Raw genomic sequence first — 19824 nt, forward strand, 5'->3', positions numbered from 1 at the left:
CACTTCGGTGTGGGGCTCGCGTCCACTTTGTGGTTCCCGACAGACGATCGGGAATCAAACTGAATACTTCAGCTACAGCTGAGAACATGTTTGAGACCAGATCATGGTCGACAGTGTTCCGGTGGTCATAGCGAGAGGGAAACGCCCGGTCACATTCCGAACCCGGAAGCTAAGCCTCTCAGCGCCGATGGTACTGCAAGGGGGACCTTGTGGGAGAGTAGGACGCCGCCGGACTCAACGTGGTAACACCAGGGAACCCCTGACCAGCACTGGTCAGGGGTTTTCTGCGCTCACGGGGCTGTCCACAGCCCTCGTGGCGGCCGGTGCCGGGCCGGTAGGATCGATGCGTCATGACTGCGCCATTCACCACTGCCTCCGGCTCCGACGTCCGTGTCCGCTTCTGCCCGAGCCCGACGGGCACGCCGCACGTCGGCCTCATCCGCACCGCCCTGTTCAACTGGGCGTACGCGCGGCACACCGGCGGCAAGCTCGTGTTCCGCATCGAGGACACCGACGCCGCCCGTGACAGCGAGGAGTCCTACGGGCAGATCCTCGATGCGCTGCGCTGGCTGCGGCTCGACTGGGACGAGGGGGTCGAGGTCGGTGGCCCGCACGGGCCGTACCGGCAGTCGCAGCGTTCGGACGTCTACGAGGACGTCATCGCGAAGCTCAAGGCCTCGGGACACGTGTACGAGTCGTTCGTCACGCCGGAGGAGATGGAGGCCCGCAACAAGGCCGCCGGTCGCGACCCGAAGCAGGGGTACGACAACCACGAGCGTGACCTGACCGATGCCGAGCGCCAGGCCTTCCGCGACCAGGGCCGTGAGCCGGCGCTGCGGCTCCGTGTGCCGGATCGCGACCTCAGCTTCCAGGACCTCGTCCGCGGGGAGATCACCTTCAAGCAGGGCACGTTCCCGGACTTCGTGGTGGTCCGGCCGAACGGCAAGCCGCTGTACACGTTCACGAACCCGGTCGACGACGCGCTGATGGGCGTGACGCACGTCCTCCGTGGTGAGGACATCCTGTCGTCGACACCCCGGCAGATCGCCCTGTACGAGGCGTTGTACGAGATCGGTCTGGCCGAGTTCATCCCGATGTTCGGCCACCTGCCGTACGTGATGGGGGAGGGCAACAAGAAGCTCTCGAAGCGGGACCCCGAGTCGAACCTGTTCCACCACCGCGCGGCTGGAATGGTCCCCGAGGGGCTGGTGAACTACCTCGCGCTGCTCGGCTGGTCGATCGGGCCGGACCGTGACGTGTTCACGATCGACGAGATGGTCGCGGCGTTCGACGTCGCGGACGTCAACCCGAACCCGGCACGCTTCGACCACAAGAAGGCCGAGGCGATCAACGGCGACCACATCCGCCTGCTGGACGCCGACGACTTCCGCGGTCGTCTGCTGCCGTACCTGACCGAGTTCGTGTCGGACCCGGCCACCCCGGAGCAGCTCGAGGTCCTGACGAAGGCGTCGCCGCTGGTGCAGGAGCGCATGCAGCTGCTGGGCGAGGCGCCCGGTCTGCTCGGGTTCCTGTTCACCGCTGACGACGAGCTGGTGGTCGAGGACGACGCGCTCGCGACGCTCAAGGCCGACGCCGGCGACGTCCTGCGCGCGAGCATCGCTGCCCTGGAGCCGCTCGACACGTGGACCACGGAGGCGATCGAGGGTGCGCTCCGTGCCTCCCTGATCGACGGCCTGGGACTGAAGCCGCGGCTCGCGTTCGGGCCCCTGCGCGTCGCCGTGTCGGGCCGTCGGATCAGCCCGCCGCTGTTCGAGTCGATGGAGATCCTCGGCAAGGACTCCACCGTGACGCGGCTGCGTCGTCTCGCGGACCGCTGACGTGACCGCGCCGGACCGGATCGCGGTCGACGTCGCCGTCATCGGTGCCGGTCCGGCGGGCCTCAGCGCCGCGCTGAACCTGGTCCGCGCCCGTCGGAGTGTGCTGCTCGTGGACGCGAACCGTCCGCGGAACGCCGCGACGCTCCGGTCGCACGGGTTCCTCACGCGTGACGGAGTCTCGCCGCTCGAGCTCCGGAAGCTCGGACGCCTCGAGGTCGAGGGCTACGACGAGGCCACGGTGGTGCAGGCCGTCGTCGACCGCGTCGAACCCGACGGTGATCGGTGGTCCGTGCACGGCACGTGGCGGGGTGCCGAGGTTGAGGCCTCGGCGCGTGCCGTCGTCATCGCCACCGGGTTGCGCGAGGAGTTCCCCGCGCTGCCGATGCTCCGTGCGTTCTACGGCACCGCGGTGCACAGCTGTGTCGAGTGCGACGCCTACGAGAAGGCCGGCGAACCGTTGGCGTTCATCTGCGAGACCGACGACGTGGTCGACCGCGCGCTGCTCATCGCGGCGTGGGCGGACGACCTCGTGGTCTACACGAACGGGGTGGCGCCCCTGGACGACGCCGGCCGTTCGCGCCTGGCCGCCGCGGGTGTGCGCGTCGACGAGCGCGTCGTCGCTGACCTCGAGGGGGACCGGTCCGGGATGACGGGTGTCCGCCTCGCAGACGGCCACGTGGAGCCCCGGACGGGCGGGTTCGTCCGGCCCCGATGGCACGCCGACCTCGACTGGATGGCGGCCGAGCTGGATCGTGACGCCGAGGGTCTGGTCGTCGTCGACCGCTCGGGCCGCACGAGCGTTCCCGGCGTCTACGCGGTGGGTGACGTCACGCCTCCCGGCCCGGAGCAGCTCATCGTCGCGGCCGGCCACGGCGCGGTGACGGCGGCCGCGGTGCACCGGGACCTCGTGGGTGGTCTCACGGACCCCAGGGATGCTGTACAGTAGTTGATCGTGCCCCGGGCAACCGGGACCGAAGGCCTCCGGGCCTTTGGGGTATGGTGTAATTGGCAACACAGCGGTTTCTGGTACCGTCGTTCTTGGTTCGAGTCCAGGTACCCCAGCACTCGTCGAACAAGCCCCCGGGATCTCCCGGGGGCTTGTTCCGTTCCCGGCAGCGAGCGTGCACGACACGCCCGAACGGAACGCACGACACGCCCGTCGGTCCGGCTGCTGACGAACCCCTTGCGGCGAACCGCAGGATGCCCGCACCCGGGTCGCTCACGCTCGCACGCCGGGGACGCCCGGAACTACGGTCCAAGGACCGTCGCGACACCGTGACGTGCCGCTGACGAGCACTCGGGGGGTCTCCTGTGACCGCTGCTGAACCGCTGACCACGAACCACGACTGGGACCACACCGCCGTCGTGCCGGTGGCGGACGACCACTCCGTGCTGGACCGGTGGGACCGCGTCGTCGCGGCGCACGGCGACGAACCCGCCCTCGCCGGCGAGGGGCGCGCGTTGACGTACGCGCAGACGGACCGGCTCGTGTCCGGCCTCGCGGTCGCGTTGACGGACACACTCCGCCCGGACGGTCGGACCGGTGCCGGCGTCGGCGCGGTCGCCGGGGGAGCGTCCGAGCCGATCGGGATCATGGCTGGACAGACCACCGAGGCGGTGGTCGGCGTGCTCGCACTGATCCGTGCCGGACGCACCGTCGTGGTGCTCGACGACCACCTGCCTCCGGCACGGCTCGCGCACGTCGTCCGGCTCGCCGGGGTGGAGGAGGTCCTGGCGGACGTCGACCGCGCCGACGCTGCGGCTTCGGTCGTCGCCGAGACCGGCGGACGCGTCCACGACCTGACGCCGCTGCTGGAGCGCGCTGTGCAGACGCAGACGCAGACGGCATCGGCACATGTGGCCGCGCCCGCAGAGCACCCCGGCCGCCCCGGCGACACCGACCCCCTCGTCCTCATCTTCACCTCCGGGTCCACGGGCCTGCCGAAGGGCGTCGCCGTCACGCACCGGCAGACGCTCGAGAACGCCGAGCACGACGCGATCGCCCTCGGGCTCCGCCCGGGGGACCGGGTCGGTCTCGTACTGCCGTTGTCGTTCGCGGCCGGGTTCTCGTACACGTTCAACACGCTGCTCAACGGTGGCGCCGTCGTGCTGCTGGACCCGCGCGACCTCGGCATCGAGCGCCTCCTGCAGCGGCTCGACGCCGAGGGCGCGAACGGTCTGGCCTCGACCCCGCACCTGGTCCGGTCGATCGTGCGCGCGCAGCCGGACGTGCCGGACCGACGGGTGCTCGGCGCGATGCGCTTCGTCGTGACGGTGGGGGAGCCCGTCACCGGGACCGACATCGCCGCGGCACGGCCGCACCTCGGACCGTCGACGACGTTCTGGAACGGGTTCGGTTCGAGCGAGATGGGCTGCGTGGCGTACTGCCCCGTCGGGCCGGACGACGCCCTGCCGGCCGGGGTCGTCCCCGCCGGGTGGCCCCTGCCGGGCAAGCGCGTCCGGGTCGTCCGCGAGGACGGGACACCGGCCGCGCCGGGGGAGAGCGGCGAGCTCGTCGTGCTGTCCCACGGCATGACCACCGGGTACTGGGGCGCCCCGGCCCTCACCGCCGAACACCTGACACGAGCCGACGCCGTCCCCGAGGACGACGAACCCGGAGCAGCCGACCAGGACACGGACACGATGCCCGCCTGGCGGCAGGGCGACCTCGCCCGCATCGACCCCGACGGCCGCCTCGTGCTGCTCGGGCGCGCCGACGACGCGGTGAAGGTGCGCGGGTACCTGGTCGAGCCGAGCGAGATCGAGGCGGCGCTCCGCGCCCTGCCCGAGGTCTACGACGCCGCCGTCACCGCCCTCGTCGCGCCGCCCGCCGTGACCCGCCTCGTCGCGTACGTCGTCGGCCGCCCCGGACGCCGGACCCCGGCGCCGGCTGCGATCCGGCGCGGGCTCCGCGACCGCCTGCCGGAGTACATGGTGCCCGCGTCCATCGTCCCGATGACGGAGCTGCCGCGGACCGAGCGCGGCAAGGTCGACCGTGCGGCCCTGCCCGGTGCGCCGAGCATCGAGGCGGAGATGACCGAGGACGAGTACGACCAGTGGGAGCTCGTCGTCGGGCAGATCTGGGCGGAGGTCCTCGGGCTGCACGGCGTGCACCTCGACGAGGACTTCTCCGCCCTCGGCGGCGACTCGCTCACCGCCGAGGAGATGCTCGCCATCGTGCACCAGCGGCTCGGTGTCGACCTGCGCGGCTCGGACGTCCTCGAACACCCCACCCTGCGGGCCTTCGCACGCCGGGTCCGCGTCGGCACCGCGGCGCTGCCGAGCCACCCCGACGTCGTGAAGGTCTCCGAGGCCCGGGCCCCGGGGAACCCGGCGGTGTTCTGCTTCGCCGGCGCCGGAGCGCTCGCCCTGACCTTCCTGCCGCTGTCGCGCTACCTGCCCGAGTACGACGTGTACGCGTTCCAGCAGCACGCCCTCGAGCGCCGCGGCCTCCCGGACTGGTCCGTCACCCGCAGCGCCCGCCGGTACCTCGCGCTCATGCGGATCGTGCAGCCACGCGGCCCGTACCTGCTCGTCGGCCACTCGCTCGGCGGGCTCATCGCGCTCGAGATCGCGCGGCTCCTCACCGAGGGCGGCGAGCGGGTCCAGCACGTCGTCCTGCTGGACACCTACCTGCCGCGGACCCGTGCGGAGCAGGCCCGCCTCGACTTCGGCCGGATGCGGCCGCAGCAGCCGTCGAACCCGACGGTGCGCGTGGTCCGCAACGGCCTGGACCGGGTCGTACGCCGCGTCCTGCCGGCCGGGGTGCCGTACGGCGAGAAGGCCGCGAAGCGCTTCCGCGCGTACACCGCCGGCGTGCTCCGCTTCGGCGGCCAGAAGGACTTCGACGCGTTCTTCGACCAGGCCGCGGTCTCGAGCCGACGGCACCGCCCGACGCCGTTCACCGGGCCGTCCACCTACGTGGAGGCGGACGCGAACCCTGATGCCGAGGGCTGGGGCGACCTGCTGCAGGGCGACAACCGAACGGTCCGCATCGCCAGCGAGCACACGTCGCTGCTGCGCGAGCCGCACGTCGCGGAGCTCGCGCCGGTGGTGCGCGAGGCGCTCGCGACCGAGCGCGCGGCTCGGGACACGGCCGGCTGACGCACGGCGGGTCGCGCAACGCGACCACAGGACGGCCTGGAGGCACGGTGCGGGCCCGCACCGTGCCTCCAGGCCGTCCTGCTGCCGCGGTCCGGAACCCGCAGTCCAGAAGCCGACGCCCACTCGCGTTGCGGCTTTCCGTATCCGCACTCGGGGGGCCGCAAGGGACCGCACACCGCATTGACCGCCACCCCGCCCGCGGCGAGGGTTGGACCGCGGGGTGAGACGTACCCACTCGACCCGCACCCGGTGGCGTCGTACCCGCGCCCCGCCGGCACCCGTGACGCTCGTACCCGCGTCGTCGCAGCCCGCACCGCGGCCTCGCCGGACCTCCGAGCGACCCGAATGCACCCTGAACCCGACAGGAGCACCATGTCCGCCACCACCGCACGTCCGAGGGACCCGAGGGTCTCCGTCGTCATCCCGGCCCGCAACGAGGCCCGCAACCTCGAGATCATCCTGCCGAAGCTCCCGCCCGTGCACGAGGTGATCCTGGTCGACGGCAACTCGGTCGACGACACGATCGCGACGGCGCAGCGGCTGATGCCCGACGTCCGCGTCGTGCACCAGACCCGCAAGGGCAAGGGCAACGCGCTCGCCTGCGGGTTCGAGGCCGTGACCGGCGACGTCGTCGTCATGTTCGACGCCGACTGCTCGGCCGACCCGGACGAGATCCCGCGCTTCGTGCAGGCACTCGTGGACGGCGCCGACGTGGCGAAGGGCACCCGGTACTCGCACGGCGGTGGGAGCGACGACATCACGCTGCTCCGCAACCTCGGGAACCGCGGGTTGAACGTGCTCTGCAACGTCATCCTCGGCACCCGGTACAGCGACCTCTGCTACGGGTACAACGCCTTCTGGGCCGACGTCCTGCCGAAGATCGGGCTGCTCTCGTCGACGCTGCCGCGTCCCGCCGACGGCTCGATGCTGTGGGGCGACGGGTTCGAGATCGAGACGGTGCTGACGTGCCGGTGGTCCGCCGCCGAGCTCGCCATCACCGAGGTCGGCAGCCACGAGAAGCTGCGGGTGCACGGGACGAGCAACCTCAACGCGGTCACGGACGGCATCCGCGTCCTGAAGTCGATCATGCACGAGCGTCGCCGCGCCGCCGAGGGCCGTGCACGCGCCCGGGTCGCCACGCTGTCCGGCGGTGTCGCGCTGACCGGTGGTGCCGCGCTGTCCGGTGGTGGCGCGCTCGGTTCGGTCGCTGCGGTGCCGACGTCGCCCGACGTCACGCCCGTCGTGCCCGCCACCGTGTCCGCGCTCGAGGGGGACGCCGCGTGACGACCGTCGCCGTCGTCATCTGCGCGTACACGCAGCAGCGATGGGGTGACCTGCAGGACAGTGTCGAGTCGGCCAAGCGCCAGCCTGAAGCCCCGGAGGTCGTCGTCGTGATCGACCACGAACCCGAGCTCTTCGCCCGCGCGGTGGCCCGCTGGCCGGAACTGCGCGTCGTCGAGAACACCGAGGACCGCGGCCTGTCCGGCGCCCGGAACACCGGCGTCGCACTCACCGAGGCCGACGTCGTCGCGTTCCTCGACGACGACGCCACCGCGGACGAGGACTGGCTCGGACACATGCTCGCCGCGCTCGACGACCCCGACGTCGTCGGCGTCGGCGGCCGCGCGACCCCGTCGTGGCCCGACGCGACCGGAGCCGGCCCGTACACCGACGAGCTCCTCTGGATCGTCGGCTGCAGCTACCGCGGCCTCCCCGAGACCGCGGGCGACGTCCGCAACGTCATCGGCTCGAGCATGGCGTTCCGCCGTGAGGCGATCCTGCTCGCCGGCGGATTCCGGTCCGGCATCGGCCGGGTCGGCAACCAGCCGCTCGGCTGCGAGGAGACCGAGATGTGCATCCGGATCGCCCAGGCGCGTCCGGGTGCGCGGATCCGGCACGAACCACGGTCGAACGTGTCGCACCGGGTCTCCCCGGACCGCGTCACGATGCGCTACCTCCGCCGTCGCAGCTACTACGAGGGCATCTCGAAGGCGGTACTGAGCCGCCGCGTCGGCACCGGCGACTCGCTCTCCAGCGAACAGACGTACCTCACGAAGGTCCTGCCTGGCGCGTTCCTCCGCGAACTGCGCGCCATCGGCCGCGGTGGTGCACCCCGTGCCGCCGCGATCGTCGTGTCCGTCGTGTCGACCGTCACCGGGTACGCCGTCGGACGGCTGCTCGGCAGCTTCGTCGTCAGCGCCCCCGCGGCCCGTGCTGCGCGCGCACCGGCGGTGACACGGTGACCCGCGCGACGCTCGCGATGGTCGTCTCGCCGATCGTCACGGGGCCGCTCGTCCCCACGTGGGACGGCGCCCTGTGGGTCGGGGAGGTCGACCGGGCCGACGTGCACGCCTCGAGCCACCGGGACGTCATCGCACTCGCCGGGGCCGAGGGGTACCGGCGAGCCCGACTCCTGGTGCGCGACCACGGCGAACCGCTCGGCTTCGTCGAGGCCGACGTCACCGAGCGGCGTCGGATCGGGCCGACGATCGACGTCCGTGCCCTCCAGCGTGCGATCCGGCCGATGCCGGCGCCGGAACGACGGCCGGCAGCAGGTCTGGACCTGCCGTCCGTCTCCGTGGTGCTCTGCACGGACGGCGCCGCGGGGGACACCATGCGGTCCGTCCTCGCCAACGGCTACCCGCGGTTCGACGTCGTCGTGGTCTCCCACGGCGCCGACGGCGAGGACCCCACCACGATCGAGATCGGCGGACGCCGCATCACGACGATCGCGGCTCCGGCCGGCGGGCTCGCAGCCGCTCGCAACGCCGGACTCCTCGCGGCCACGGGTGACGTCGTCGCGTTCGTCGACGAGGGTGCGGTCGTCGACGCCGGCTGGATGGACGCCCTCGCCTCCGCGTTCGCGTCGGCACCCGACATCGCCTGCGTCACCGGCCTGGTGCCGACCGCCGAGCTGCGCACGCCCGCCCAGCGCTGGCGCGACGACCGAACCGCTGCCGCACGCACCGTCCGACGCCGGGTCCACCGGCTCGACGACACCGAGCACGCCGCGGAGGGTGGGCCGCGACACCCGTTCGCCGCCGCCGAGTACGGCACCGGCTCGAACCTCGCCGTGCACCGGGCCACCGCCTTGCGCATCGGCGGCTTCGACACCGCCTTCGGACCCGGGACCCGGGTCGGCGGCGGGGACGACCTCGACCTCTTCACACGACTGCTCGTCGCCGGATCCGCGATCGCCGTCGAACCGGCCGCGATCGCGTGGCAGCGGACGGCGGACGACGTGGCGTCGCTCCGCAGCGCTGCCGCAGCGCACGGCCACGGACTCGGAGCCTGGATGACCAAGAACGCCCTCGACCACGAGACGCTCGGCGCCTCGGTCGACGCCCTCCCCGACGCCCTCAGCGCGTTCGCACGCCTCGGACTCGAGCAGGGCGACCGCGCTGCCGACGTGTCGGATGGTGGCGCCGGGGCCGCGGGTGGGACCCCCGCTGGTGGGCCTGCTGCCGGCGGGCCGTCGGCGGTCGACGCCCTCGACGCCGTCGACGCCGAGTTCGCCGCGACCGCGCGGAAGCTGCGCGGCGTCGAACGACGGTCCGTGGCCACGGCGCCCTTCCTCGCTCTCCGGGAGCGACTCGGCGGCGCCGGGACGATCGACCGCACCGCCCGTGGGCGTCACGAGCTCCAGCGCGGCCTCGGCACCGCCGGTGCCGTGCGACCCGGCGTGCACGGCACGATGGGCCCCGCGGCACGACTCACTGCCGCAGCGCTGCCGGTGCTCGCCCTCCTGGTCGCCGCTGTCGGCGCCGTGTCCGGGCTGCCCGTCCTCCGGGGCAGCGCGATCGGGGTCTTCCTCTTCGCGCTGCTCGGCGTCGCGCCACTGCTCCTCGTCCGCCCGATGCCGCTCGCGCGGTTCTCGGTGTTCGCCGTCACGGGGTCGTTCGTCGGCACGATCGGCATCGGGTACACGATGGCGACCTTCCACGTCTGGGCGCCGGTCGTCCCGTTCGTCGCCGTCGTCGTGCTCACCGCCGTCGCCGTCGCGATCGCGGTGCCCCGGGACCTCACCGAGCTGCGGTTGGACCGTCTCGCGCGGACTGCTGCGGGTGCGCCGTCTGGTGGTCCTGGCCGGTCGTGGGACACGACGGCCTCCGTCACCGTGGCGTCGCTCGTCGGGCTGGTCGTCGTGGTCGTCGCCGCCCTCACGCACATCGGCGACCCGGTGCCGGCGGGGCTCTTCGGTTCGCTCGGGCCGGGACTGGTCATCGGGCTGGCGATCGTCGTCGCCGCGGCGGTCGTCGCCCTCGTGCGGGGTCGCGGACTCGCGCTGCCCGTCGTCGTCCTCGGTGGCGTCGTGCAGCTCGCGCAGGCGATCACCTACGGCGTGCCGACGGTCGCCGCCGCAGCCCGGCACATCGGCGTCCTCGAGTACATCCGGCAGTACGGCGGCACGAACCCCACGGCAGACATCTTCCAGACGTGGTCCGGCCTGTTCGCGGGCGGCGCCTGGGTGGCGGACGTCGGCGGGATCGCCAACGCGATGCTCATCGCCGCGTGGGTGCCCGTCCTGCTCGCGTTCAGCACCACGATCGCCGTGGGCGTCCTCGCCGCGCACTGGCTGCCCGGCGCCCGTCGCCCGTGGATCGCCGCGCTCCTCACCGCGATGACCGGGTCGCTCAACACCACCTACTTCTCGCCGCAGTCGACCGGCATCCTGTTGTCGATCGTGATCCTGGTGCTCGCGACCGGGCCGCTCCGTGACGTGACCACCGGCCCGGCGGACGCGACGGTCCCGGCGAAGCCGCGTGCCCGACGGGTCGGGCTCTCCCGCATCATCGCGATCACGGTCATCGGCGTCGTCCTCGCCGTGACGCACCAGATCTCGCCGTACCTGACCGTCGCGGCACTCGTCGCGCTCGTCGTCTTCCGGATGCTCCGCCCCTGGTGGCTGCCGGTCGTCGTGCTCGTCCCGGCGGTCGTGTTCGCCGCCCTGAACGGCGACATCCTCGGCAAGTTCCTGTCGCTGGCAGCGGTCGGACGTGTCCTCGACAACGTCCAGCCCCCGTCGCACGACATGACCGTCCTGCCGAAGCCGCTCGTCACTCGCCTGGCGTTCGACATCCCGGCCGCGGCGCTCGTCGTCCTCGGCCTCGCTGCACTCGTCACGGTGCTCGTCCGACGCGATCGCGTGCACTGGGCGCTCCTCGCCGCCGCGGCCAGCCCGATCTCGCTGCTCGTCGCCACGAACTACGGACAGGAGGGCATCTTCCGCGTGGTGCTGTTCGCGACCCCGTGGATCGCGATCCTCGCCGCGGCGCTCCCGATGCCATCAGGCAGGTTGGCCCCCGTCGGTGCGTTCGTCCGACGGGTGACACGGCCGACCGCCGTGCGGTTCGCGGTGGCCGGGTTCGGCGTCGCAGCGCTCGTCGCGGTCGGCGCGTTCGGACAGACCGCGCTCGACTGGAACCGCGTCGTGACCCGCAGCCAGTCCGAGGCGACGCAGCTGTACGACCGCACCGCACCGAAGGGCTCCGTCATGCTGCTCACCGGTTCGGCGAACGCGGTGCCGAGCAACACCGGTGCGCGGTACTTCGACGTCGGGTACCTCTCCCGCGAGGCCCTCGGCCCCTACCCGGACCCCACCGGCACCTACGACGCCCGGTCTGACGTGTCCGACATCACCCGCGAGCTGGTCGAGAACTGGACGGCGACGAAGTACTACGCCCTCGTCGCCGAACCGTTCGGTGCGTACGACGAGCGGTACGGGTACCAGAGCGACGCCGACTACCAGCAGCTCGCGGCCGCGATGGCCTCGTCGCCGTACTGGCACCGCATCTGGTCGTCCGGCACGACGGCGATGTACGAGCTCACCCAGGAAGGGTTGCGCCATGCGACCGACTGACCCCACCCACCCGCGGCGGACACGGCGGACCATCGCCGTGTCCGCCGCGGCGGTCCTCGCGACCGTCGCGGCCCTCGTCGTCGGGCCGGCACTGGTCGCCCCCGCCGCGGACGCCGCGACGACCGTCGACTGCAGCGCGGGACGCGTCCTGAACGTGGTCGCCCACCCCGACGACGACCTGCTCTTCCAGGGCACCGCGATCCGCTCGGACGTCGACGCAGGTCGGTGCGTCCGCTCCGTCGTGGTGACCGCCGGGGACGCCGGGTACCCCGCGTCGTACTGGCAGAGCCGCCAGGAGGGGCTCATGGAGTCGTACGCCGGCATCGCCGGGGTCGCCTCCGACTGGGCAACCGGGTCGCTGACCGTCGCCGGACGGACCCTGCACACCGAGACCCTGACGACGGACCCGCGCGTGAGCATGGTGTTCCTGGAGCTCCCGGACGGCAACGTCGAGGGCAACGGGTTCTGGGCCGACGGGTACGAGAGCCTGCAACGCCTGTACACGGGCGACATGAGCACGATCGACACCGTCGCGGGCGCCCTGCACAGCGCGACCTACACGCTCCCGCAGCTCCGCTCGACGCTGCTCGGCATCGTGCAGGACTTCGCCCCGAACCACATCCACACCCTCGACTACGAGGGCTCCTACGGTGACGGGGACCACAGCGACCACCACACCGTCGGCTACCTCACCGACGAGGTGCAGCAGCAGTACACCGGCACCCACGACTTCACGGGGTACATGGGGTACCCGATCGCCGACCGGCCTGCGAACCTCACGACCGCGCAGGTCGACGCGAAGGCGGACGCGTTCTTCACGTACGCCGCGCACGACGACCTGACCTGCGCGTCGTGGGAGGCGTGCGCGTCCCGGCCGGAGTCGACCTGGCTGAGCCGTCAGTACACCGTCGGCTCGACCGATCCGACCGGACCGTCCGACCCGCAGCGCACCGACGTCACCGCCGGGGCCACGGTCACGGCGAGCGCCGAGAACCCCGCGGACGGGCAGACCGCGCTGAAGGCGGTCGACGGGGTCGTCTCGGGCTACCCGGCAGACCCCACCAAGGAGTGGGCGGCTCCGAACGGCGGCGTGGGGACCTGGATCCAGCTCGGTTGGGGGAGCGCGACGACCCTGACCGAGGTCGACCTGTCGGACCGGCCGAACAGCGCCGACCAGGTGCTCGGCGGCACCCTGACGTTCTCGGACGGGTCGAGCGTCGGGGTGCCGGCGCTCCCGAACGGCGGCGCGGCGCAGACGGTCACGTTCAGTGCCCGGAAGGTCACGTGGATGCGCTTCACCGTCACGGCGGTGAGCGGGTCGACCGAGAACACCGGGCTCGCGGAGCTCCGTGCGTTCGGTCCGGCCGGCACGACCACACCGCCGGCGACCGGCCCGACGGACATCACCACCGGCGCGACCGTCACCGCGAGCGCCGAAAACCCCGCGGACGGGCAGACCGCGCTGAAGGCGGTCGACGGGGTCGTCTCGGGCTACCCGGCCGATCCCACGAAGGAGTGGGCGGCTCCGAACGGTCGCGTCGGGACCTGGATCCAGCTCGGGTGGCCCAGCGCGAAGACGATGAGCGAGGTGCACCTGGCGGACCGGCCGAACACCGACGACCAGGTGCTCGGCGGGACGCTGACGTTCTCCGACGGGTCGAGCGTCACCGTACCGGCGCTCCCGAACGGCGGGGCGCTCCAGACCGTGGCGTTCACCGCGCGGCAGGCGACGTGGGTGCGGTTCACCGTCACCGCGGTGAGCGGGTCGACGAAGAACATCGGGCTCGCCGAGATCCGCGTGTACGGGACCTCGACGGGCACCACGACGCCGACTCCCACACCCACGCCGACGCCTACGCCCACGCCGACCCCGACCCCCACACCCACGCCGACGCCGACGCCCACACCCACGCCCACGCCGACCCCGACCCCCACCCCGACGCCGACGCCGACCCCGAAGCTCTCCGACGTCACCGGCACGGCGACACCGTCCGCGAAGGCCGACAACCCGGCGGACGGCCAGACGGTCGCGAAGGCCGTCGACGGCGTCGTGTCCGGCTACCCGGCCGACCCGACGAAGGAGTGGGTGGCACCCGGCGGCCGGACGGGCGTCTGGTACCAGCTCACCTGGGCGAAGGCCGTGCCGCTGCAGCGGATCGTGCTGCACGATCGTCCGAACACCGCCGACCGGGTGACGAGCGGCACGCTCACGTTCTCGGACGGCAGCAAGGTGACCGTCGGGCAGCTGCCGAACGACGGCACGGCGCTCACGGTCGACTTCACCGCCCGGAACGTCACGTGGGTCCGGTTCACCACCACCGGTGTCTCCGGGACCACCGTCAACGTCGGGTTGTCGGAGATCCGGGCATGGGCCCTGCAGTGACGCCGTCGCTCGACGGCGACGCGGCCGTCGACCACGGTGCTCCTCCCGCTCACGGTGCCGGCCTCCCGCGGCACCGTGGCCCGGTCCGGCGCGCGGGTCGGCGGATCGCCGTCGCCGCGGGTGCCCTGGTGATCGCGGCCGGAGCGATCGCCGCGACGACCGCGACGCCCCCGGTGGTCGACCCCACGGATCCGAGCGGAGTGTCCATGCCGACGAGCGACGGCAGCGGATGGGACCGGGTGTTCTCCGAGGACTTCGCCGACGGCACGTCGAGGGGCGGCTTCGAGGCGACGTACGCCGACCGGTTCTCGGTGTACCACGGCTTCGCGGACACCGCCGGTACGGGCCGCTACCAGGCCTCGGTGCTGAGCGCGCACGACGGTGTCCTCGACATGCGGTTGCGCACCACGAAGGCCGGGACCCCGCTCGCCGGAGGGATCGTGCCCCTCGTCGACGGCCAGTGGGGCGGGCAGACGTCCGGCCGGTACTCCGTCCGGATGAAGAGCGACGAGGTCGACGGCTACGGGGTCGCGATGCTGCTCTGGAGCGACGAGAACGTCTGGGAGCACGGCGAGGTCGACTTCCCCGAGGGTGCCCTCGGCGCTCCGGCGTACCTGAACGTGCACTGCCTCGAGGACCCCGCCGAGAAGTGCGTGCACTACGAGACCAGCGCCTCGCTCGCCGACTGGCACACCTACACGATCGAGTGGACGCCGGCCCGGATGTCGTTCCTCATCGACGGCGAGGTCGTGGGGACCACGACCGAGAGCATCCCCACCTCCCGCATGCACCTCGTCGTCCAGGCGGGCTCCAACGAGGGGCTCCCGCCGCGGGATGCCGCGGGCTCGCTCCTGATCGACTGGATGACCATCGACGTGCCGGCGGACGGCGCCGAGCCGCAGGCGAGCCTGCCGTCCGACGGCGCCACGGCACCGGCGCAGGGCAGCTGGACGGCGGACACCCCGCCCGGTGACGCGGGTCCCGAGGCGGGCTGAGCCCGCGCGGGGCCGTCGCGCCTGCCGCGCGCGTCCGCGGAAGCGACAGTCTGCAGCGATCCTCGCGCGCACCTCTGTCGCGTTCGCGGCGGGGTCCGCTGCCGCTTGCGGGGGTCTGTCGCGTTCGCGACGCACTGTCGGCCTGGAGGCACGGATCCAGGCCGCACCGCGCCTCCCGTCCGATGTCCGTCCCGCCCCATCGCGGAAGCGACAGTCTGCAGCGATCCTCGCGCGCACCTCTGTCGCGTTCGCGGCGGGGTCCGCTGCCGCTCGCGGGGGTCTGTCGCGTTCGCGACGCACTGTCGGCCTGGAGGCACGGATCCAGGCCGCACCGCGCCTCCCGTCCGATGTCCGTCCCGCCCCGTCGCGAAAGCGACAGTCTGCAGCGATCCTCGCGCGCACCGCTGTCGCGTTCGCGGCGGGGTCCGCTGCCGCTTGCGGGGGTCTGTCGCGTTCGCGACGCACTGTCGGCCTGGAGACACGGATCCAGGCCGCGCCGTGCCTCCCGTCCGATGCCTGCCGCGCCCCGTCGGGGACGCGACCGCCGCCGCGCTCAGCGCCCGGCGTGCTCCTGCAGCGCGCCGAGGAGCGCGGCGACGTGCGGTTCCCGTCCGTGGTGTGCACGGACGAACTCCCGGCCCCGGGCACCGAGGGACGGGTCGCGGACGGCCTCGTCGAGGACGTCCGACACCTTCCGCGCCAGCGCCTGCGTGTCCGCGGGGTCGACGGTGAAGCGCGCCCACTCGCCGGACAGGATCTCCCCGGTGCCGCCCGATGCCGCGGCCACCACCGGGCGGCCGGTCGACATCGCCTCGACGACGACACGGCCGAAGCCCTCCGGCTCGATCGAGGGGGCCACGACGAGGTCGGCTGCGTGCAGGAGCGGGACGACGTCGTCCCGCTCGGGCAGGACGAGCACCGAGCCCTCGGGGAGCTCGGCGATCGCGCGGTTCACGGCGTCGGCCTCGCTCGGGTAGAGCGCACCCGCCAGCACGAGCAGCGGCGCGCGGCGCGGTGCCCCGGGAGCGGCCGGGACGGTCTGCAGGCTCCGGGCGTCCGCGGCGGCGAGCACCTGACCCCACGCGGCGAGCAGCGCGAGGACGCCCTTCGAGCGGGTGAGTCGACCGTAGTAGAGCACGGTGGGGGTGGCGTCGTCGATGCCGAGCGTCGCACGGGCGCGCCGGACCTCGTCGGGTGTCGCCGCGCGGAACGCGTCCGTGTCGACGCCGTTCGGCACGATGGTGATCTTGTCCGCGGGCGCGCCGACCTCCTGCCACGCCGCAGCCATCGCGTTCGAGACGGCGAAGAACCGGGTCCGGCCGCCGGAGAACGCCCGGACGCGTCGGTAGTTCGGGGCGTGGTGCAGGTGCACGGCCAGGGGGACGCCGGCGACCATCGACGCGATGCGCCCGAACGGCAGGTACTCCGGCCGGTTCAGCCACAGGACGTCGAGTCGGGAGCGGCGGATGCGGAGACCCTCGCGGGCGAAGCGCCAGGCGTCGAGGAGCGCGGTCCTGACGCCGAAGCGGAGGTCGGTCGCGTCGACCAGGGGGACGCCGAGTCGTTCGTACGGCGCGCGACCCTCGCCGGGACGGGGTGCGTGGGCGTCGCGGTGCCAGACCTCGACCTCGTGGCCCGCTGCGACGAGGTCGGCGGTGTCCTCGAGCACGCAGCGTTCCAGGCCGCCGATCAGGGCGAGTCCGGTGACCACGGCGCCGATCCGGAGCGGTCGGTCCGGTTCGGTCGTTCGCCTGCGGTCGGTCGTTCGCTTGCGGTCGGTCGTTCGCTTGCGGTCGGTCACGACGCACCTCCTCGTGCGGCCCGGAGACGTCGGATGAACCAGGGGAGACAGGCGAGCACCCCGGCGACACGGATCCAGTTCCAGAGGGCGTCCTGCGGCACGGCCGTCGACACCGCGGCGACGACGAGAGCGGCGACGACCGGCAGCACGATCCGCAGGCCCGGCCCACGCCACTCCCGGCGGTCGGACAACGCGAACAGCTGCATGGCGGCGAGACCGACGTACGCGACGACGGTCGCCATCGCGGCGCCGGCGATCCCGAACACCGGAACGAGCACCAGGTTCGCACCGATGTTCACCACGCCGGCGATCGCGGCGATCACGCCGACGGCGACCCCTCGGCGTTCGATGAGCAGCAGGCGACCGGTCGCGCCGCTGGCCGCGACGGGGAGCGCCGTGACCGCGACGATGAACACCACGATGGTGAGCTCGTGGACGTGGTAGCTCGCTGGCGCGAGGATCGGCAGCGCGACCGGGGAGACCAACGTCACGGCGAGCAGCACGGGGGCCAGCATCCGGTACAGCTCGTTCCGCGAGTGCATCGCGAGCTGTCGACGGGCGACCGTGTCCCGGAGGGCGGCGAAGTGCGGTGCCCACGCCTGGTTCGTGAACGACAGGAGCAGGATCACCGCGGACCCGACCACGTACGCGATCTGGTAGCGGGCGACCTCCTCCGGGCCGAGCAGCCGCTGCACGACGACACGGTCGCCGGCGTTGAGCACGAAGTAGGACAGGTTGCCGAGGGCGATCGGGATGCCGAGCCGGAAGGCACGGGCGTTCGTCCGGCGGTCGAACAGGCCCGCGAGCCGGGGCCTCGTCGCGGCGATGCCGATCACCATGGCCACGCCCTGGGCCACCACCCCGCCCCACGCGTACGTGGTGGCGTCGGCGTGCACGAATGTCAGGAGGCCGAGGCCGATGATCGAGCCGCCGATCGACGACAGCAGGCTCGTGACGGCGAAGACCTTGATGCGGTCCTGTGCGACGAGGAGGGCGAGGGAGATCTGCACGATCGCCGCCGGACCGGTCCACAGCACCGCGACGAGGAGCAGCGGGTGCGAGCCGACGAACCCGGCGGCGTCACCCCACGCGGGGATCGTCGTCAGCGCGATGACCGTGACGATGCTCGCCGTGATCATGCCGACCGCGAGCAGGCCTCTGGCACGCCGGTCGTCGCCGTCCTCGGCGCGCTGCAGCACGGCAGCCTGGTCGATGCCCGCCACGGCCAGCACCACGAGTGCCTGGTAGAGGGCGATCGCGGATGCGAGCACGCCGAACTCCGCCGGCGGCATGAGGTGCGCCAGCACGGGGGAGATCAGCGACGAGACGACGAGCTGCATCGACCAGACGACGACGTACAGCAGGCCGCGGCCGAACAGGACGGACGAACCCTTGCGGACCGCGACGGCCCCGGTGTCGAGCGACTCGGGGACGGGCGCGACGGGCTCGTCGAGGTCGACGTCGACGTCGGCGGGGCTGCCCGATGCGGCGGCGTCGCGTGCGGCGCGCGCCTCGCGGCGGGTCTGCGGCGGGAGCGTCACGGTGCGACCACCACCGACGGAGCCGACGACGGCGAACCGGCAGACCCCTGCCGCAACCCGAACGCCCCGTCCACGATGTCGAGCAGGTCGGAGCTCAACGCCGTCGAGAACTTCCGCGCGAACACGTGCGGGTGCTCGAGGTCCGGCATCGTCCGACGCTCGAGCAGCGCGCCCGCGTCGGCCGTCGTCAGCCACGGCGGGCTCTTCCGCGCCGTCCCGTCCCAGCCGATCCACCACAGCGGACTCGGCACGTGCTCGTCAGCGAACCCCGGCGTCAGCGCCGGGGTGCTCAGGACCGACGGCACGAACGTCTCGTCGGCCACCCACGTCCGACGCCAGAACCGGACCAGGTCCGGCCGGCTGTCGACGGTCTCCACGACCGCCGCGGCGTGGCGGCGGGCCAGCACCTTGAGCTGCGAGCCGCCCGCGAAGACGACGCCCGCCGGGACTCGGCGGGGGATCGGCAGCCGGATCATGCGCTTCCGCCACGCCCAGTGCCGGAACCGGATCCTCGGGATCCCACCACCCCGGCCCCACTCCGCGAAGGGCAGCGGGTGCGCGGCGATGAAGGAGTCCTCGCGGTGCGCCTCGAGCAGCGCGACGATCTCGGCCGGGTCCGCCAGGGGGTAGTCGCTCCCGGTGAGCACCGCGACGTGCGACGCCTCCGACCCGGCGAGGGCCGCTCGGTACCCCTCCACCTCGGCCTCGACGTTCTCCCACTTCGCCCAACCGGTGCGGATGCGCGGCAGGACCCGGACGCGGTCCGGCAGGCCGTGGGTCATCGCCCGGAACACCGGTTCCGACGTGCGCGCGTCGCAGTGCAGGAAGACCGGGAACGGATCGAGCGCCTCGACGAGTCGGCGGACGTGCTCGGGGTCCTCGTGGGCGAGGACGATGCACGCGAGTGCCGCGGGTGAGGCGGGCGCCGCTGGGGAGATGGCCATGGACGCGACGCTAACCGCGCCGTTCCGGGGCCGACAAGGGACCCTGAGGCTGCTGCGGGGAAGCGGCGGTTTCCCGCACCGCGACCCCCGAAACGGCCCTGATCAGCGTTTCTTGCGGAACCTCGGGCAGTCGCACAGCGCGCAGTCGGTGCCGGGGCGGTAGTGCTCGTGCGCCTCCTGCACGTGACCGCAGACGCACGTCGCGGCATCGACCACGAGGACGGTCCGTTCCGACGGGAGGTCGGCGCCGAGCTCGGTCGTGGGGCCCAGCGGCATTCGTCCTCCTCGTGCCCGGCGTGCTGCCGCCGGGTCGTCCTCCCGATCCTACGGGCCGAGCGGCATCCGGTGGCGGCAAACC

Annotated in this window: 12 protein-coding genes, 1 tRNA gene and 1 rRNA gene; 10 read left to right on the plus strand and 4 right to left on the minus strand. The window is 72.8% G+C overall.

Features of this window, described 5'->3' with window-relative positions; genetic code table 11:
- Window positions 1–117 precede the first annotated feature (117 nt).
- The 10 genes from rrf (at window position 118) to CRP27_RS00050 (ending at window position 15180) form a co-directional block, all read left to right on the plus strand.
- Window positions 118–234 (plus strand): 5S ribosomal RNA (gene rrf / locus CRP27_RS00005).
- Between the two features lie 116 nt (window positions 235–350).
- Entirely contained in the window at window positions 351–1838 is a 1488-nt protein-coding gene (gltX, locus tag CRP27_RS00010) for a glutamate--tRNA ligase (RefSeq protein WP_097178799.1), read from the plus strand.
- 1 nt (window position 1839) lies between these two features.
- Window positions 1840–2784: an NAD(P)/FAD-dependent oxidoreductase gene (locus CRP27_RS00015; protein ID WP_097178800.1), complete on the plus strand. Its 945-nt coding sequence runs from the start codon at window positions 1840–1842 to the stop codon at window positions 2782–2784.
- Window positions 2785–2828: 44 nt separating this feature from the next.
- Window positions 2829–2900: transfer RNA gene (locus tag CRP27_RS00020), tRNA-Gln, on the plus strand.
- Window positions 2901–3149: 249 nt separating this feature from the next.
- On the plus strand, window positions 3150–5942 hold the full coding sequence (locus CRP27_RS00025; RefSeq protein ID WP_097178801.1) for an AMP-binding protein: 2793 nt from the start codon (window positions 3150–3152) through the stop codon (window positions 5940–5942).
- Window positions 5943–6314: 372 nt separating this feature from the next.
- Window positions 6315–7226, plus strand: a complete 912-nt coding sequence (locus tag CRP27_RS00030) for a glycosyltransferase family 2 protein (RefSeq protein ID WP_097178802.1) — start codon at window positions 6315–6317, stop codon at window positions 7224–7226.
- The gene (locus CRP27_RS00035; RefSeq protein WP_097178803.1) at window positions 7223–8185 is read left to right on the plus strand and encodes a glycosyltransferase family 2 protein; all 963 of its coding nucleotides are present in this window, start codon (window positions 7223–7225) and stop codon (window positions 8183–8185) included. The genes CRP27_RS00030 and CRP27_RS00035 overlap by 4 nt, the downstream gene beginning before the upstream one ends.
- Window positions 8182–11802 carry a glycosyltransferase gene (locus tag CRP27_RS00040; protein ID WP_097178804.1) on the plus strand — a complete coding sequence of 1207 codons (3621 nt, stop codon included), beginning with the start codon at window positions 8182–8184 and terminating at the stop codon, window positions 11800–11802. The genes CRP27_RS00035 and CRP27_RS00040 overlap by 4 nt, the downstream gene beginning before the upstream one ends.
- Window positions 11789–14185, plus strand: coding sequence for a PIG-L family deacetylase (locus CRP27_RS00045; RefSeq protein WP_097178805.1), 2397 nt, complete (start codon window positions 11789–11791; stop codon window positions 14183–14185). The genes CRP27_RS00040 and CRP27_RS00045 overlap by 14 nt, the downstream gene beginning before the upstream one ends.
- Window positions 14170–15180 (plus strand): glycoside hydrolase family 16 protein, encoded by a 1011-nt coding sequence (locus tag CRP27_RS00050; protein ID WP_097178806.1) that lies wholly within the window; start codon window positions 14170–14172, stop codon window positions 15178–15180. The genes CRP27_RS00045 and CRP27_RS00050 overlap by 16 nt, the downstream gene beginning before the upstream one ends.
- A gap of 553 nt (window positions 15181–15733) precedes the next feature.
- Here the strand turns inward: CRP27_RS00050 and CRP27_RS00055 are convergent.
- The 4 genes from CRP27_RS00055 to CRP27_RS18070 all read right to left on the minus strand — a co-directional run bounded on the left by CRP27_RS00055 (window position 15734) and on the right by CRP27_RS18070 (window position 19742).
- A complete protein-coding gene (locus CRP27_RS00055; protein WP_176505404.1) occupies window positions 15734–16981 on the minus strand; it encodes a glycosyltransferase family 4 protein in 1248 nt (415 codons plus the stop codon).
- The gene (locus CRP27_RS00060) at window positions 16978–18522 is read right to left on the minus strand and encodes a lipopolysaccharide biosynthesis protein (protein WP_097178808.1); all 1545 of its coding nucleotides are present in this window, start codon (window positions 18520–18522) and stop codon (window positions 16978–16980) included. The genes CRP27_RS00055 and CRP27_RS00060 overlap by 4 nt, the downstream gene beginning before the upstream one ends.
- The gene (locus CRP27_RS00065) at window positions 18519–19466 is read right to left on the minus strand and encodes a beta-1,6-N-acetylglucosaminyltransferase (RefSeq protein ID WP_097178809.1); all 948 of its coding nucleotides are present in this window, start codon (window positions 19464–19466) and stop codon (window positions 18519–18521) included. The genes CRP27_RS00060 and CRP27_RS00065 overlap by 4 nt, the downstream gene beginning before the upstream one ends.
- A gap of 102 nt (window positions 19467–19568) precedes the next feature.
- Window positions 19569–19742 carry a hypothetical protein gene (locus tag CRP27_RS18070; RefSeq protein ID WP_176505405.1) on the minus strand — a complete coding sequence of 58 codons (174 nt, stop codon included), beginning with the start codon at window positions 19740–19742 and terminating at the stop codon, window positions 19569–19571.
- Between the last annotated feature and the right edge of the window lie 82 nt (window positions 19743–19824).

Source organism: Curtobacterium sp. 314Chir4.1, assembly GCF_900215175.1.
Lineage (GTDB): Bacteria > Actinomycetota > Actinomycetes > Actinomycetales > Microbacteriaceae > Curtobacterium > Curtobacterium pusillum_A.

What these genes read in the sequence shown, in the direction of transcription:
- gltX (WP_097178799.1), top strand. Translation starts at nt 351, where the DNA reads ATGACTGCGCCATTCACCACTGCCTCCGGCTCCGACGTCCGTGTCCGC.
- CRP27_RS00030 (WP_097178802.1), top strand. Translation starts at nt 6,315, where the DNA reads ATGTCCGCCACCACCGCACGTCCGAGGGACCCGAGGGTCTCCGTCGTC.
- CRP27_RS00045 (WP_097178805.1), top strand. Translation starts at nt 11,789, where the DNA reads ATGCGACCGACTGACCCCACCCACCCGCGGCGGACACGGCGGACCATC.
- CRP27_RS00050 (WP_097178806.1), top strand. Translation starts at nt 14,170, where the DNA reads ATGGGCCCTGCAGTGACGCCGTCGCTCGACGGCGACGCGGCCGTCGAC.
- CRP27_RS00065 (WP_097178809.1), bottom strand. Translation starts at nt 19,466, where the DNA reads ATGGCCATCTCCCCAGCGGCGCCCGCCTCACCCGCGGCACTCGCGTGC.
- CRP27_RS18070 (WP_176505405.1), bottom strand. Translation starts at nt 19,742, where the DNA reads ATGCCGCTGGGCCCCACGACCGAGCTCGGCGCCGACCTCCCGTCGGAA.